Source organism: Occallatibacter sp. FHG110214_02 (assembly GCF_059115385.1).
In genome coordinates this window covers 1-14,665 of sequence record NZ_JBZYWK010000050.1, presented here as the reverse complement: position 1 = coordinate 14,665, position 14,665 = coordinate 1, and the positions used below count along the sequence as shown (strand labels likewise).

At 54.0% G+C, this 14,665-nt stretch carries 17 protein-coding genes and 1 pseudogene; 8 read left to right on the top strand and 10 right to left on the bottom strand.

From position 1 onward, the window contains the following. Positions 1-15: 15 nt before the first annotated feature. From AC5S3R_RS20530 to AC5S3R_RS20500, 7 genes are all read right to left on the bottom strand, one after another. Complete coding sequence (locus tag AC5S3R_RS20530; RefSeq protein WP_494269068.1) at positions 16-1,350, bottom strand: alpha-amylase domain-containing protein; 1,335 nt, start codon at positions 1,348-1,350, stop codon at positions 16-18. A gap of 28 nt (positions 1,351-1,378) precedes the next feature. After that, the gene (locus tag AC5S3R_RS20525; RefSeq protein WP_494269066.1) at positions 1,379-1,855 is read right to left on the bottom strand and encodes a ferritin-like domain-containing protein; all 477 of its coding nucleotides are present in this window, start codon (positions 1,853-1,855) and stop codon (positions 1,379-1,381) included. A 77-nt stretch (positions 1,856-1,932) separates the two neighbouring features. Beyond that, on the bottom strand, positions 1,933-2,538 hold the full coding sequence (locus tag AC5S3R_RS20520; protein WP_494269065.1) for a hypothetical protein: 606 nt from the start codon (positions 2,536-2,538) through the stop codon (positions 1,933-1,935). 30 nt (positions 2,539-2,568) lie between these two features. Beyond that, positions 2,569-2,820: a GlsB/YeaQ/YmgE family stress response membrane protein gene (locus AC5S3R_RS20515; protein ID WP_494269064.1), complete on the bottom strand. Its 252-nt coding sequence runs from the start codon at positions 2,818-2,820 to the stop codon at positions 2,569-2,571. A 74-nt stretch (positions 2,821-2,894) separates the two neighbouring features. Continuing rightward, complete coding sequence (locus tag AC5S3R_RS20510; RefSeq protein WP_494269063.1) at positions 2,895-3,590, bottom strand: lipid-binding SYLF domain-containing protein; 696 nt, start codon at positions 3,588-3,590, stop codon at positions 2,895-2,897. A 1-nt stretch (position 3,591) separates the two neighbouring features. Then, positions 3,592-4,023 (bottom strand): response regulator, encoded by a 432-nt coding sequence (locus AC5S3R_RS20505; protein WP_494269062.1) that lies wholly within the window; start codon positions 4,021-4,023, stop codon positions 3,592-3,594. A gap of 83 nt (positions 4,024-4,106) precedes the next feature. Further along, on the bottom strand, positions 4,107-4,307 hold the full coding sequence (locus AC5S3R_RS20500; protein ID WP_494269061.1) for a CsbD family protein: 201 nt from the start codon (positions 4,305-4,307) through the stop codon (positions 4,107-4,109). 369 nt (positions 4,308-4,676) lie between these two features. On the opposite strand from AC5S3R_RS20500, the gene AC5S3R_RS20495 reads away from it, so the two are divergent. The 3 genes from AC5S3R_RS20495 to AC5S3R_RS20485 are packed head-to-tail and all read left to right on the top strand — an operon-like array spanning position 4,677 to position 6,318. Next, on the top strand, positions 4,677-5,225 hold the full coding sequence (locus AC5S3R_RS20495) for an RNA polymerase sigma factor (RefSeq protein ID WP_494269060.1): 549 nt from the start codon (positions 4,677-4,679) through the stop codon (positions 5,223-5,225). Continuing rightward, positions 5,222-5,494 (top strand): hypothetical protein, encoded by a 273-nt coding sequence (locus AC5S3R_RS20490; protein ID WP_494269059.1) that lies wholly within the window; start codon positions 5,222-5,224, stop codon positions 5,492-5,494. Before AC5S3R_RS20495 ends, AC5S3R_RS20490 begins: the two co-directional genes overlap by 4 nt. 2 nt (positions 5,495-5,496) lie before the next feature. Beyond that, positions 5,497-6,318: a mechanosensitive ion channel family protein gene (locus AC5S3R_RS20485; protein WP_494269058.1), complete on the top strand. Its 822-nt coding sequence runs from the start codon at positions 5,497-5,499 to the stop codon at positions 6,316-6,318. Positions 6,319-6,576: 258 nt separating this feature from the next. On the opposite strand, the gene AC5S3R_RS20480 is transcribed toward AC5S3R_RS20485, so the two are convergent. Next, a complete protein-coding gene (locus AC5S3R_RS20480; RefSeq protein WP_494269057.1) occupies positions 6,577-8,310 on the bottom strand; it encodes a sensor domain-containing diguanylate cyclase in 1,734 nt (577 codons plus the stop codon). A 661-nt stretch (positions 8,311-8,971) separates the two neighbouring features. Between AC5S3R_RS20480 and AC5S3R_RS20475 the strand changes: the two genes are divergently transcribed. Further along, complete coding sequence (locus AC5S3R_RS20475) at positions 8,972-9,757, top strand: dienelactone hydrolase family protein (protein ID WP_494269056.1); 786 nt, start codon at positions 8,972-8,974, stop codon at positions 9,755-9,757. 58 nt (positions 9,758-9,815) lie between these two features. On the opposite strand, the gene AC5S3R_RS20470 is transcribed toward AC5S3R_RS20475, so the two are convergent. After that, a complete protein-coding gene (locus AC5S3R_RS20470) occupies positions 9,816-10,835 on the bottom strand; it encodes a metallophosphoesterase (RefSeq protein WP_494269055.1) in 1,020 nt (339 codons plus the stop codon). A 152-nt stretch (positions 10,836-10,987) separates the two neighbouring features. Next, on the bottom strand, positions 10,988-11,677 hold the full coding sequence (locus tag AC5S3R_RS20465; protein WP_494269054.1) for a hypothetical protein: 690 nt from the start codon (positions 11,675-11,677) through the stop codon (positions 10,988-10,990). Positions 11,678-11,905: 228 nt separating this feature from the next. On the opposite strand from AC5S3R_RS20465, the gene AC5S3R_RS20460 reads away from it, so the two are divergent. The 4 genes and pseudogenes from AC5S3R_RS20460 to AC5S3R_RS20445 all read left to right on the top strand — a co-directional run. Beyond that, entirely contained in the window at positions 11,906-13,099 is a 1,194-nt protein-coding gene (locus tag AC5S3R_RS20460; RefSeq protein WP_494269053.1) for an ROK family transcriptional regulator, read from the top strand. 325 nt (positions 13,100-13,424) lie between these two features. After that, complete coding sequence (locus AC5S3R_RS20455) at positions 13,425-13,607, top strand: hypothetical protein (RefSeq protein ID WP_494269051.1); 183 nt, start codon at positions 13,425-13,427, stop codon at positions 13,605-13,607. Between the two features lie 4 nt (positions 13,608-13,611). Continuing rightward, positions 13,612-14,390, top strand: a pseudogene (locus tag AC5S3R_RS20450) (IS5 family transposase). Positions 14,391-14,451: 61 nt separating this feature from the next. Next, on the top strand, positions 14,452-14,665 hold a 214-nt coding region (locus AC5S3R_RS20445; protein ID WP_494268401.1), incomplete at its 3' end, for a transposase.

Here is a 14,665-nt window from a genome sequence, read left to right as displayed (position 1 = left end):
GGATGCGCGGAGATATCAGGAAGCGTCTGGAGCATAGACACAATATCCTCGCGGCGGAGCAGGAAATTCAGCGTTGCCCTCCTCATCGGTCGTTCTTTCGTCTGGATGGGATGAATCGTAACCATCCCATGCGACCGGCCTGAATTTCTGATTGGCCCACTTTGTCTTCACCGATGTTCCGCTCCATTGGTTGCCCAGATTGTTCAGCACATACACCAATCCGCTTTGCCCTTCCGTTCCCGCACGCTGCATGATGTACAGATCCGGGTCGGCATGAAGAATCAACGATTCTCCGCCGGCATGTCGATGATGAGCAGCAATCAGAGCATCGATTCCATTTGGCGTTTCGGGCCTCGCCAATTCACAGTTGAAGTAATCCCACCAGAAAACACAGGGATATCCCTCTGCTGTGAGGATGAACGAATAGGCGAGCATCTTATCGTTTACAACTTCATCGCCGCGCATATCGTGATTGTCCACGAAGGTTACGGCGTTAAATGGGCGTGCCGCAGAAACCGACCCCTCATCGGTCAGATTGCGCAGGTCATAGTTGGGAATATCACAGACATTCTTTAACTTGTAACGCAAAGGAAAGTCGAAGGCAGCGATTTGCTGATCGGTAACGGCGCGAACATTGTCAAGCCACCCTTCAATATCTTCCGGTCCGGACCAGTATTCTCCCACGACGAAGGGAGAGTGCTCACTGCCATCCTTCTTCTGATACTGGTACTTGGCCAGCAATCCAATCATCCAAGCACCATACCCTTTTGCAAAGTCGAACCGGAGACTGTCAAAGTCGAGTTCTTCAATCAGAAGACGGGCATATTCAAACATAGCTGTATAGACTCGCGGGTTTCGGTGACATAGGTGCGGAAAACCTGCGAAGTTCTCTCCTTCGATCATCGTCCGCTCGTAACGGCTTGGGTGAAAACAATTCCAGTCACGAACAAACCTTCCGCTCTTAGGTTTGAACTTCGTCCATCGTTTCTGACCGTCCAATGGATTAGTCTCTTCTTCATCAGCTCCGGAGTTATGGTTAATTACCATATCTGCAATCGCACTCATCTTGTGCTGACGCAATGAACGGATCAACTCTTCGAGTTCTGCTCGATTTCCATATAGAGTTTTTACTGATCCCTTCTGATCGAAATCGCCCAAGTCAAAATAATCGTAAGGATCGTAACCATTAGAGTTGGGATCGGCCGCCTTGCTGACAGGAGGGAGCCACAGTGCGTTGAATCCCGAAGCCGCCAGTTGGGGAACTTTCTCTCGGATATAGTTCCACCATTCACCTCGCTTGTTTTCTTTTATTGGGGCGTCCCAGTAAAACGCCTGCATCATGACAGCCATCGGCCGTTCCTCCGTGTCGGGTCACAAATTAGTCGGCAATCCCCGGATTGGGCGGATCGATGCCAAGTGCCATAGCCAGCGCCGTCAAATGGTCTTGCTCCTGTACCAAAATGCCGCGCAGGCTTTCGGCGATAGCAAACTCATTGAGTTCTTCGGCTTGCTTTACGCGACGACGATAATTACGGATTGTCTCTTTTTCATTGTCGAGATCGAAGCGAAGCATTTCTTCTGCTTTTTCCGATGTCTTAACAAACTTCGGCGTGACCGATGGCATGCCGCCGAGATAATCGACATGATCGGCAATCTGCAGTGCGTGATCCAGCTCTTCCCTTGCATGCACGACAAGTTCATCGGCAATGTTCATGTATGCCGCACCTTTGAGAACCTTCGAATAGTTCACATATGCAATGATTGCCTGGTATTCACGCGAAAGGTCCTGGTTCAGTGCATCGATGAACTTCTTACGAGTGATTTTGCTTTCTGTTTTGGTAGACGTGGATTTCATTCTTCCCTCAATTCAGAATTCCTGGCGAGTGACGCTCGCAATGGGAACCGGCTAACATGCGTTAGCTCGGACCTATATTAGTGGGACACCTGCCATCCATTTTGCGTCTGTACAAGCTTCGCTGTGGCTGGCTGCGGTCCTGCCAACGCAGTCTGTACATTTGGGAAGGCTGTTTTGACTTCAGCCGACTGGGCCCAGTCGGGTACATCAGTCATGTCATAGTGATAGCTAATGGTTGTCGCATTGACGCCATTCTCGGGCGTTACGGGTGTAAAGCTATCGATAGACGTGACGTGCCTGTGTCCATAACAGAAATTTCCATATCCCGGCTGTGAGGTATCAGGCATCCATTGTGCACGCCCCTTGTCCGAGACGTCATAATCAGTCACCTGCTTGGAGCCAATCAGGAAACGCTTCTTTTCTTCTGCCTTGCGGGTTAACAGGCCAGCATCCGTCAAAGCATCGAAGCCCTTTGTTTGACTATCATTCGATGCATCAAGCTGTGCTGGAAATTTCACCGAATCATGCCACACGCAGACCGGCTGTATCCGGTAATAATCGTCCAGAGCTGCTTTGAAGCTTGCCGTGTCCGGCTCTTTGTTATTTCCGTGACATCCCGACACTATAAGCATTAGAGCAGCGGCAGAGAACATGCTGCATGACTTGAAATTCAGTCGAAACATAGAATTCCTCCCGAAAGTCGCTTACAAGTTTTACGCTCTGTTGCCTGTGACGAGTCGAAGCAGCAAGGTCAGGACCACAGCTCCGATTACGGCAACAATCACGGTGTAAATCAACCCACCCTGGTCGGCAAATCCGAGCGAACGCATGATAAAGCCTCCGACAATTGCACCAACAATACCGATGGCGATGTCCATTAGCGGCCCGTATCCGCTGCCCTTCATCAACTTTCCAGTAATAAAGCCTGCGATGAGGCCGACGATGATCCACCACAAAATGAACATGGATAAATCTCCTTCCCTAACTACACAAAGGTGAGAACCAAAACAAGCTCTCCAATTTCAAACTGTGGACGTGCTTACTGTCCTGTATGGGCAACGCGAAAATACCTTCCAACAGCTGCGACGAACGGTTTTGCTGCCATTGGAACGGGAACACTCCCGTGAAGAATGCGCTCAAACTCTTCTGCCTGACCACCATAAAATGCATTGGTATCATCGGTATTCTGCGACACTACAGCACCATTCAGATCTATGCCGGCGAATACACCTTTCGATCGGGAGTATGTCAACAGTTCTGCATTGAGCTTCAGGTCTGTGCTTGCCGCTGCATTTCTCCCTACTGGACCGGCCGCGGCGGCCGCATCCGCTCCGATCTTGAACTTCGACTTCAGCAGGTCCTGAAATCCTTTGTCGTTGACGGCTACAAGAACAAGATCCGTTGCTTGGCCTCCAATCTGAAATCCAACGCTGCCGCCTGCAAGCCGGATGAACACAGGAGCGCTCCATCCGGATCGAGTCCGGCACGTAACCACTCCTTGACCATACGATCCACCTACAATAAAAGCGGCTTTCTTGACGCTTGGAATCACTCCGATGCAAGTCGCCTGCCGCGCGATACTATTTGGAATCGCTTTGTCCGGGGTCATCATGATCTGCAGCAAAACATCGCGAGCGTCATTGATACGTTCATTGAGGCTGGCTGTATCTGCTGCGAAAACACGAACAGAACATGCCGCTAAACATAGTGCAAGTACCATATTTCCGAGTTTCATTTCACAACCTCTTTGCCAGTCGTGCATTTTTCAGCACGGGAGAATAGTTCGTCAATCTCGCTTCGGAGCCGCATAGTTTTTCCAGAAGATCCACGGGATGAATCGGCTTGTTCAGGAGTTCGAAATGGTGTCCTTTCTCTTCCGCCTTCTTCAGTAAATATGCCGTGTTTCCATCACCAGAAAGCAAGAGAACCCTGCAGCTTGGATAGCGGTTTCTGAAGTAGATGGCCAGATGGATCCCGGACATCGTGGGCATTTCTACATCGCTGATCAGAAATTGAGGAGGAGATGTCTCTCCTGCCTCCATAGCCGATTCGCCTGAATAGAAAGACATTGCGTCATAGCCGTTCTGCTTCAGAATCGTTGCCAGCGTATCGGCAATCACTTTCTCATCATCGACAACAAAAGCAGTCTTTGGGGCATATGCAGTCATTTACAAAAACCTTTTCATTCTTGTTTGATTAGTTCCTAATGTGAGCTGCGAACCGAGATTCATCGATTCGCAGCTCAACTCCACTACTTTTTGTGGGAATCGATATTGCTTTTGAGATCGCGTCCAGCGTCTTTGACATCGCCGATGGTCTTATGCGCTTCCCCTTTGAGCTGATCCACTTGACCTTCCCGCTTCAGCCGATCATTGCCTGTGAGGTTTCCCACACCTTCCTTGATCTTGCCCTTTACCTGCTCGACTGTACCTTTAACATGCTCCTGGTTCATGACCGTTCTCCTTTGTGATAAGTGACATGCTCCTGACGGAGTCCGATGAAGCTCTACGAGATCCCACTGCTCGCTTCATCCGATCTCTGTCAAAGTTTCAGGCCTTTACTGTTTCACCTGAATGGGAGTAGGATTCTCCGTCATGTCTGATCCGAAAGGCATTCTCTCGCCTTTCGATCACTAAGACAAAGCGGAGAGAGCATCGGTCACTTCGAAAGAAAATAGTTTTGTCACGTGACTTTCTTCTCTTCGTGCTTGTCTTATCTGCGGAGGAGGATTTTGGTCTCACCGCAGTGAAAAGGGAGTCTCTCGTTGCAAGTAGATGTAACGGGCTTCAATTACATGAATTGCTCATGGTAAGGACCTGCAATGATGAGAACTCCTGGGGAAGATTTAGCTTTGGTATCGCGTTGCAAACGTGAACTTCCCCATCAGCACAAAGCGTTTGAACAACTCATCGCTGCCTATAAGGACATGATTTATACGCTTTGCTACCGGATGACGGGAGACGTGACCGATGCGGAAGATCTTTTGCAGGAGATCCTGACGAAGTTATTTGTGAATATCGGCAAGTTCGATGGAAGATCAGCGTTTTCAAGCTGGCTTTACCGCGTTGCATATAATCACTGCCTAAACTTTCTTTCTCAGCGCAAAACAAAATACGCGACTATCTATACACTTCCAGACGGCGATGCTATTGTCGATACGTCCACAAACTTAACCTGGCAGGACGAGCGTACGCAGGCGGTTCTGGAAAGCATCGATCCAGCCAGCCGCTCCCTTCTGATTATGAAATATGTGATGGATCTTGACGTAAAAGAGATCAGCGATATTCTCCAGGTCGGACTGAGCGCAACCAAGATGCGACTTGCACGCGCAAGAGACGAATTCAAGCGAATGTTTCAGGAGACGCGATGACAGACCAGAGAGAAAATCGGCAAATGTTCAGCGGCAATGAGGAGCGCGAATTCCAGCAATTTCGCAGGCTATTTGTTACGGCCCCGTCATCGACATTTGCTCGGTTCCGCAAGCGTACCAATATTTTCCTCGGGACCCGCATGCTCTTTGAATCGCAGATTCATGGCTTCTGGATTGTTCTGGATGTTGTACTGAAGCGGCTTTTCCGTGTAGTTCGAAGTTCTCCAGATCACTACTCTACCCGCCCAGACGTAAGAGAGAGAGGATGAACATGAACGATCTCTATCACAGCATTCTTCAGACCTTACAGGTATCGGTACTGGATGCCTTGCACCACATTGCAGAATTCCTGCCGAACCTGCTCAGCGCATGCCTGATTCTTATTCTGGGATGGCTGCTGGCTTATGTGAGCACAAAGCTCGCCGCGAAAGCTCTCCAAACGTTGCAAGTCGATCGCTTCGCCGAAAAGCATGGTCTTACCAGAACGCTTAACGATCTTGGATTTACCGGAAGCCTGATCCATATCTTGAGCGCCTCTATTTATTGGATTATCCTGCTTCTGGCTGTTCTGCCAGCCGTCGAAGCGCTTCGTCTGACATATTTCACCATGATGGTCGCAAAGCTGTTAGGCTACCTGCCGGCCCTGATAGCAGCACTCATTATTTTTCTCGTAGGGCTGTCGGTCTCTCGATTATTATCTACCGCTCTGACGCGATCGGCACGCAATGCAAACCTGGAATATGCCAATGCTCTCGGTATTATCAGCCGCTACTTTCTTTCTCTGATCACGATCGTCATTACCCTGGCTCAGTTGGGTGTGCAGACGGCAATTCTCACTGTGATCCTGGCGGTGGTACTAATCTCAGCTGGCCTGGCAACTGCCCTTGCTCTGGGCTTCGGAAGCCGTGCCGTTGTGTCCAATATTCTTGCAGGAGCATTCGTGCGCGACCATTTCCCCGTAGGAAGGACGATTGTGGTTCAGGGTGTCCGTGGCACGATTGTCGAGGTCAACTCTGTAGGTACCACTTTGGAGCATGAGGGTGGCATCATTACTATCCCCAATACTGTTCTGATGGAGAACGTCGTCGAATAACTGGTCCTTGCAATGATGCTTGAGTAAGTCATTGTTGCACTGGATAGCTACTCATTTTATCGCCAGATCGGTGGCACCTCGGCTTCAGGTAGTGGTTCAGTTTGAAAGGTACGGGCTTTAGCCCGTACGTTAAGTGCCACAAAAAGAATGGGGCTTTAGCCCCCGAGGGAATGCTTCCTCTCAAATTGACCCACTACCCGGCTTCAGCGTTCTGATCCAGCCGAGTATACTCAGGCCAAACTGCGATTGTACGGGATGCTATGCCGTGGCGAAGCGAATGATGTGACGATTTCGCCCTGCCGTCTTCGCTTCGTAAAGAGTTTCGTCACTCGCCTTCAGGATGTGTATCGGGGAAAGATTGGAACTGGAATTGAAGACGACACAGCCGCAACTGATCGTCAGGTAACCGGTGGGCGAATCCTCATGAACGATGGCCAGTTCCCTTACGGCTGCAGTGAATCGCTCAACTGCCTGCGCGGGATCTTTCATACCGGTTAGAACAAATGCAAATTCTTCCCCACCATAACGGGCGACAAAATCGGACTTCCTGGCCACAGACTGGAGCGCCGTAGCAATCCGGCGAAGAGCCGCGTCTCCCTCCGTATGACCATAGCGGTCATTGTATGCCTTGAAATGATCTACATCGATCATGCCGACGCAGATTGCTTCTCCCGTTTCGCTGGCTCGAATGCAGATACGTGCAAGTTCGCTGTCCAGGTGGCGTCTGTTGGCAATTCCGGTTAGAGGATCTTCAAGGCTCTGGCGAGCAAGCGATGTTTTTTCCTCTTCCAGTGCGCGGTTCGCGTCACGCAGAGCCAGTTCGCCGCGCCAGGCATCGGTGATATCGACCACGAAGCCAATTGCGCGTATGGTGACGCCAGCCCTGTCCTGAATCAGGGATGCTTCGGATCGTACCCAGCGGATGTCCCCATTTGGACGGACGATTCGGAACACGATTGCATAGTTGCGTTGTGCTTCAACAAGCTCATCCACAATCTCCTTGATATCCGCGGCCTGATCCGCATCCTCCGGGTGGACGAATGGCTTGAATTCCGCAATGGAGCGAATAGGACAACCCGGATCTCGGCCCATGATCCGGTACCAGGATTCATCACAATGCAGTTCGTCACTCTGCATGTTGTAATCCCATATGCCCAGACCGCCGACACGCGCCGCGATTGCCAGCCGCGCCTCGCTCTCCCGGAGCGATTCCAGGGCTTCACGTTCTGAGGTGACTTCGCGCGATACGCACAGGATAGCCGTAGGCTGCCCTCCAGCACCTATAACCGGCGTCAGCATATTGTCCCAATGCTGTTCTTTCTGTCCTGGCAGCACGCTCCTGCCTGGGAAGCGAGCAAACACTCCTGTTCGAGCGCAGGCAAGTGCCTTCTCTCCGGCCTCCCGCACGTCTTCGGGCAAAAGTGGCAACCATGGCATGCCGAAGGATGAGCCATCTGGAACACCTAGCGCACGGCAGCCCGCCTTGTTCATGTGCACCACATTGCCATCGAGCGCGATCAGTTTGATGCAATCCACGCTAATGTTGAGCATATCGGTCTGAATGGATGCGCACTTTTCGAGATCGATCTCTCTACGCTTCAGCTTGTGAATATCGGTGCCAATACACAACCAGTTACCGCATTCACCGGCCATCTCCTTGTTCATGGGTTGCAGGCTGAGAAGAAACCAGCGCGCTGTTCCACGAGCATTCTGGAGCCGGCATTCGAAATCGATTCGGTCGCCTGTCATGGCGGCGGATCGAAACTGGGACAGTACGGTATACCGGTCTTCCGAGTAGATCAACTGCGCCAACGATATATGCTCATCCCCACCATCTGCGGGTCCGGCATGTTCACGCCACGCTGCATTCAGATGTGTGATGATCCCCACCTCATTCAGAAGGCATGCGGGTGACTGCAATAGTTCTAGTAGCGCGTTGGGGGTGGGATTTGTTTCAGGTTGGCATTCGGTCTCAGCTTCAAATTCAGGCACAGAGTTCCGGTTGGGCACTGAAGAGACCCAAAAGGCTGATTCTTTTGAGGTTAATCCATCGTTATTTGGCCGCGGCATCCCGTCGCCTCCATTAGGACAAATCGCACTTCAGAATCCAGACAACTCCCTGTTCCAGATCCCTTCCACTTTAGATGCGATCAGGACGAGGACATACGAAGATGGCGCACAAATCCGCCGTTTAGTTGGAGCACAGTGGTGTCTTCCATTTCGTCTGGTCCATTCCTCTAACCTCGGATGCTTTGCCGCTACCCTAATGGAGATGGAAACGAATCACCGCTCGTTTTCTGCTGGGAAGATGCTGTTCCATTCGTGTACAAACCGTGTACACAAAACTCTGTTTTTTCTGTTCTTTCGTGTACATTTCAGTGCAACCCGATGCCTTTATGTTGTTGAAATTGCAGGTTTAATCCCAGCTTTCACGGCGATAACACGGGTTCGAATCCCGTCGGGGACGCCAATATAATCAATAATTTGCGTTACACCGCACGTGACCCTGCCCCTCCGCGCCATAATGTTCCTGTACCTATTCTCAGGCCGCGACGTGGTCTCTACCCATGCGCAGCCAGCCGAGCGGCCGGACCACGTCTTCCTACAGAAGCCCCTGCGCTATGCCTGACGATTTCACTGAAGGAGCACCCTAATGATTGTTGTTGATGAAATTGTTGAACTGACCACTCCCTACGGCCCCATGCGTACGCATATCGTGCGTCCCGCCGCGCCGGGCAAGTACCCCGCCATCCTCTTCTACTCGGAAATCTTCCAGATCACCGGCCCCATCCACCGCACCGCCGCCGCACTCGCCGGTCACGGATACATCGTCGCCGCGCCCGAAATCTACCATGAATTTGAAGAGCCCGGCACCGTCTTCGCCTATGACCAGGCCGGCTCCGACCGCGGCAACGCGCTCAAAACCACCAAGGAACTAGCCAGCTACGACGCCGACGCCCGTGCCGTCCTCGACTACCTGAAAACGCGCCCCGACTGCACCGGCCAGCTCGGTGCCATGGGCATCTGCATCGGCGGCCACCTCGCCTTCCGCGCCTCCTTCCAGCCCGACGTGCGCGGCACCGTCTGCTTCTACGCCACAGACATCCACAAGCAAGGCCTCGGCAAGGGAACCAACGACGACTCCCTCGAACGCGCCAAGGAAATCAAGGGCGAACTGCTCATGGTCTGGGGCCGCCAGGACCCGCACATCCCCCTCGAAGGCCGCATGAAGGTCCTCGCCCGCCTCAACGAGCTGGGCATCCGCCTCAACTGGCATGAAGTCAACGGCGCACACGCCTTCCTCCGCGACGAAGGCCCGCGCTACGACCCCGAGCTCGCCCGCTCCTGCTTCGGCCTCGCGCTCGACCTCTTCCACCGCAAGCTCCACTTCGGCGACGAAACCATTCAGCTAGCCGCCTCCACCGAAACCCGCCACTAAAAAATCCGCAAAACAAAAGGCCCGCCCCAGTCAGGACGGGCCTTTCGCATTCCCTCACTTACGCAAGAATCTCAACCTTCCCCTCATGCGTCCGCGTAAACGCATGCACCAGCTGTCCCTTGTCATCCAGGTGCCGCAGCGTGAACTTCTTCGGCGTCACCGACAGATGGCTGAACCCATACACCCTCTGCGCATACGGCCCGCGCTTCGCAGGATCGACCTTGATCTCATAGAGATCAGCGCCACCACCGCCCGAAAGGAAAAAGCTCGTCGGGTGCCCTTCAAACTCAATGTGCTGCAGATCATGGTCGTGCCCGGCAAAATAGAAATCCGCCTTGTACTTCCGCAATAGCGGGTCCCAGTCACGAACCAGCGTAGCCGTATCACCATGCCGGCCATTCGAGTACACCGGATGATGTCCCAGCACCGCCAGGTACGGAGTGGTACGTGGCTTTTGCAACTCCGCTTCCAGCCACTTCAACTGTGCGGCATACTCATCCGGCGTCATCGTAAAGTCCACGCCGTTGCTCTTTCCGTTCTCGTGCGGCACGTTGGTGTCTAGCGCCAGAAACGTAATCAAAGGCTTCTTCTTCGGAAACTCAAACCGGTAGTAGCGTGCCGGCATCGTCCAGCGCGACTTGCCCAACCGCGCATACTCCAGCTCATTTTCCACCTTGTTTCCCGGCCAGGTCTGGTAATCATGGTTGCCCAGGATCGCATACGCCGGACAGTTGAACACATCCGCTGGATACATCTGCTCGAACTCCGTCTGCCAGCGCTCCGACTGCGCACCACCCTCCAGCGCGCCATACCAGTTGTCGCCCAGAAAGAGGAACCCTTCGGCATTCACCTTCTTATCCTGTGCATACTTCTTCAACGCCGCCGCAACCACCTTCTGCGGCTCCTTCTGCTTGTCATAGCCCCAGTCGCCAATCGCAAACAGGTTCACTTCTCCTGCACCATCGGAAACGGCAGGCGCCGCAACACCGGGTATGGAGCCAAGCGCGGTAAGCGCGCTAAAAGCAAAGGTCTCCTTCAAAAACCGGCGGCGGCTGGCAGCCAATTGAATGTCGGTCATAATGCTCCTCGTTTCGTAATTACACAAGTGTTGCACCTGTTCTATCGCAACAACATGAACACCACGTAACCAATCTTAAGAACGCATTAGGAGCGCACGCCTTCACTCACGGAAAGCAAACTTTCCATGTCTCAACCACACTTCAACTCGCACTATTGTTTTTGCGGCTGTCCTGCCGGGGGCTTCTGCGCCGAGCCGTTCTGCCCAGCCGCATTTGGCGTAGGAGTCGTGTTCTTCACCGCCGGCTTCTTCTTCCGCACAGCCTTCTTCACCGGCGGAGCGGGGCAATCTGCCTCCGTCTTCATCGGCTGCGATGGTTGCGCCGCAGCGACGCTAACCGTCTTCACCCGCGTCTCCAGATCCGCAGTGTGCATCTCCTGCGCCGCTATCGTCTTCTGCAGCTGGTCGTAGATATCCTTATTCGCGCCCGCCAGGATATTCACGGCATCCTGCATCTTATTCGCCTGGTCTCCCGGAGCCGCAATCCGCGCCGCATCCAGCAGCCGCAATGCCACGTCATATAGCGCATTCACATTCCGTACCAGCGGCAGCGCCGCGCCTGCCAGTTGCGGAGAAGCATCCGCACTCTTCATCAACCCCGGCAGCGTCTGGTTCACATCCTTGATGACCGACTCCGCATTGCGCCCGCCCTCTTCGCGAACATTTCCGCCCTTCCACTTATCAAAGCGCAATCCCATCACCGTGTCATGCAGGGACTGCACCGCGGGCTGAAGCAAATCCGTATAGGGAGTAGACACAGCCGGAGCTGCCGCCTGGGGTTGCGCGTTCATGGAAGCCTGCGGATTCGCAGGCGCAGACTGTGCTCCTGCGGTCACTGCCACAGAAAGCATCAACGAAAAAAACATAGCTCTGTTTGGAAAGCACATAAAAATCACTCGGTTGTTCAGAATCTATCCTGCAATAAATAGCATTATTTAGACTACAAAGGGACCTGTACAGCACAACATTGGCGTATTATGCAGCGTGGACTTTATTGTACGCGCAATTGCGCAGCCGTTCGTACCCTATCCAGGCCACGTTGATCCACCCGGCGCAGAAAGGATCTGCCCTTGCACACACGTCCCCACGGACGCGGCATTCCATATATTGATCTGACGGACGCCCAGCCCGCCTCCAGCGAAACCGCCCGCCGCATCAACCGCGATATCGTTCTCGAGTTCATTCGCGACAATCAGCCGCTCTCCCGTGCCGATCTTGCGCGGCTCTCCGGTCTTCAACGCAGCACCGTCTCGCAAATCGTCGAGCAGCTCATTCATGAAAAGTGGATTCGCGAAGGCGCGCAGGCCTCCGCCGCACGCGGACGCCGCCCTACGCTGCTCCATCTTAATGAAGACCGCGTCGTTCTCGCCGCAGACATTCGCCCAAAGCACGCCATCATCGCCACCGTGGACCTCAACGGAACCCTGCTCTCCCGCGATTCCGTTCCTCTCACCCGCGACTCCGCCCGCTCCACGCAACTCATCGCGGAAGCCATGCAGCGCCTGCAGAAGAACACTCCCGGCAGCTCCACGGAAGGCATCGGCATCAGCCTTCCCGGCCGCATTGACCCGCTCACCTCGCACATCCTCTTCGCGCCCAACCTCCACTGGCGCGACTTCGACCTGCAATCCGCTCTCGCAAAAAAGATGCGGCTGCCCGTACACATTGAAAACGCCGCCACCGCCTGCCTGCTCGCCGAGCTCACCTTCGGCAATCTCGACGGCAACCGCGATGTTGTTCTCATCACCATCTCGGAAGGCGTCGGCACCGGCATCCTCGCCAATGGCCGCGTCATCAGCGGACATCACGGCATGGCCGGCGAATTCGGCCATATCGCCCTCGAAGAATCCGGCCCCAAATGCGCCTGCGGCAACAACGGCTGCTGGGAAGTCTTTGCATCCGCCCGCGCCGCCGTTCGCTACTACCAGGAGCTGGCTCCCAACACGCGCGCCATTCCATTTCCGCAGCTTCTCCAACTTGCAGAGAGCGGCAACAAACCCGCCGTGCAAGCCATTGAAAAGCATGCCCGCGCCATTGCCCGCGGCCTCCGCGCCGTCCTCGCCGCACTCGCGCCCAGCACTATCCTCATCGCCGGAGACCTCACCTCCGCATGGCATCTCTACGCCTCCATCCTTGAACGCGCCGTGGCTAAGCACTCTCTCGCAGGCATCCCGCCGCGCATCATGCCCGCGCATCATGGAGACCTCGCGCGCCTGCGTGGCGCAGCCGCTCTTGCCTTCCAGGGACGCACCTCCCGCGCCTGATTTCCGCTCTCTAAATTCCACGAAAAAATGCACTTCCATGCCGCTCCCTCACGGCACGGATTTTCAGGAATAAATCGCTTTCCCTTCTTGACAATCCCCTAAATCCGGGCATATAGTTCGGCCCGCAAATTAAATAGACGCGATGGCACTCCGGAAAAATTCTTTGCTAAATCGCGCCGGTCGTTTCGCACAATGCAGCGGGTCGAGTGCTGCCATGTAATCCATGTGCCGCATTCGAAGCAATCCAGTTTTCAGGAAGATGCACGGAGGCATCATGACGCACAGGGCACATCCACACTGCAGGAAATTTGCGTTCTATTTAGGGATGGCACTTCTCACACTGCTCTCCCTTGGCTCATTCAAAACAGCGCACGCACAAGTCCTCTACGGCTCCATCACCGGCACAGTCACAGATAAAACAGGCGCTGTCGTTCCCAGCGTAGCCATCACGCTCACTAGGCCGTATCGACATATACACTTTGCATCCATTGTTTGGCTGTTGCAGTAGAAGTATGGCAAGCCGGTACGAGTTAAGCGAGGCACAGTGGGATCGGGTTAATAAGGATTTTCTGCCAGGCCGCAAGGAGCATGTGGGCCGCACGGCAGTTGATAACCGCACGTTTGTGAACGGTGTCCTGTGGGTTCTCCGCTCAGGAGCGCGCTGGAGTTACCTTCCCGAGCAGTATGGCAAGTACAAGAGCGTGCACAAGCGGTTTGTCCGCTGGGCTCACACCGGCGTATGGGAGCGTATCTTTCACGAATTGATTCGGGATAAAAAGAACCAGTACTTGATGATCGATTCTACCCTGGTCCGGGCTCACCAGCAGGCAGCCACGGGCCGCAAAAAAGGGGCGACAAGGCTCTGGGGTGTTCCCGAGGAGGACTGACGACCAAGATTCATCTGCTGGTCAACGAACTGGGCCTGCCAGTGGACTTCCTGCTCACTGGAGGGCAGATCAGTGACTACGCGCCTGCGGTAGAACTGCTGGGTGAGCACCAAGCCGAGGCCGTGATCGCCGACAAGGGCTATGACTCGGATAAGATCGTCGCACACGTGGAAAAAACGATGCAGGCCAGAGCCGTGATTCCGCCGCGCTCCAACCGCAAACAGCAGCGCAATTACGACAGAACCCTGTACAAGCTGCGCAACCGTATCGAACGGTGCTTCAACAAGCTCAAGCACTTCCGCAGATTCGCCACCTGATACGAGAAATCCAAAACCTGCTTCCATGCCCTCGTCGCGCTTGCCTGCACCTACATCGTTCTCAACTTAATTGTCGATACGGCCTAGGGACTAGGCCGTATCGACATATACACTTTGCGTGCGTTGGTCGAGCTGCTGCAGTGTAAGTATGGCGAGCCGGTACGAGTTAAGCGAGGCGCAGTGGGAGCGGATCAAGGATATTCTGCCTGGACGCAAGGAGCATGTGGGCCGCACAGCAGCCGATAACCGTATCTTTGTAAACGGCGTGCTGTGGGTGCTGCGTTCCGGAGCGCGCTGGAGCGACCTTCCCGACCGCTATGGCAAGTACAAGACCGTGCACAAGCGCTTTGTGCGCTGGGCCC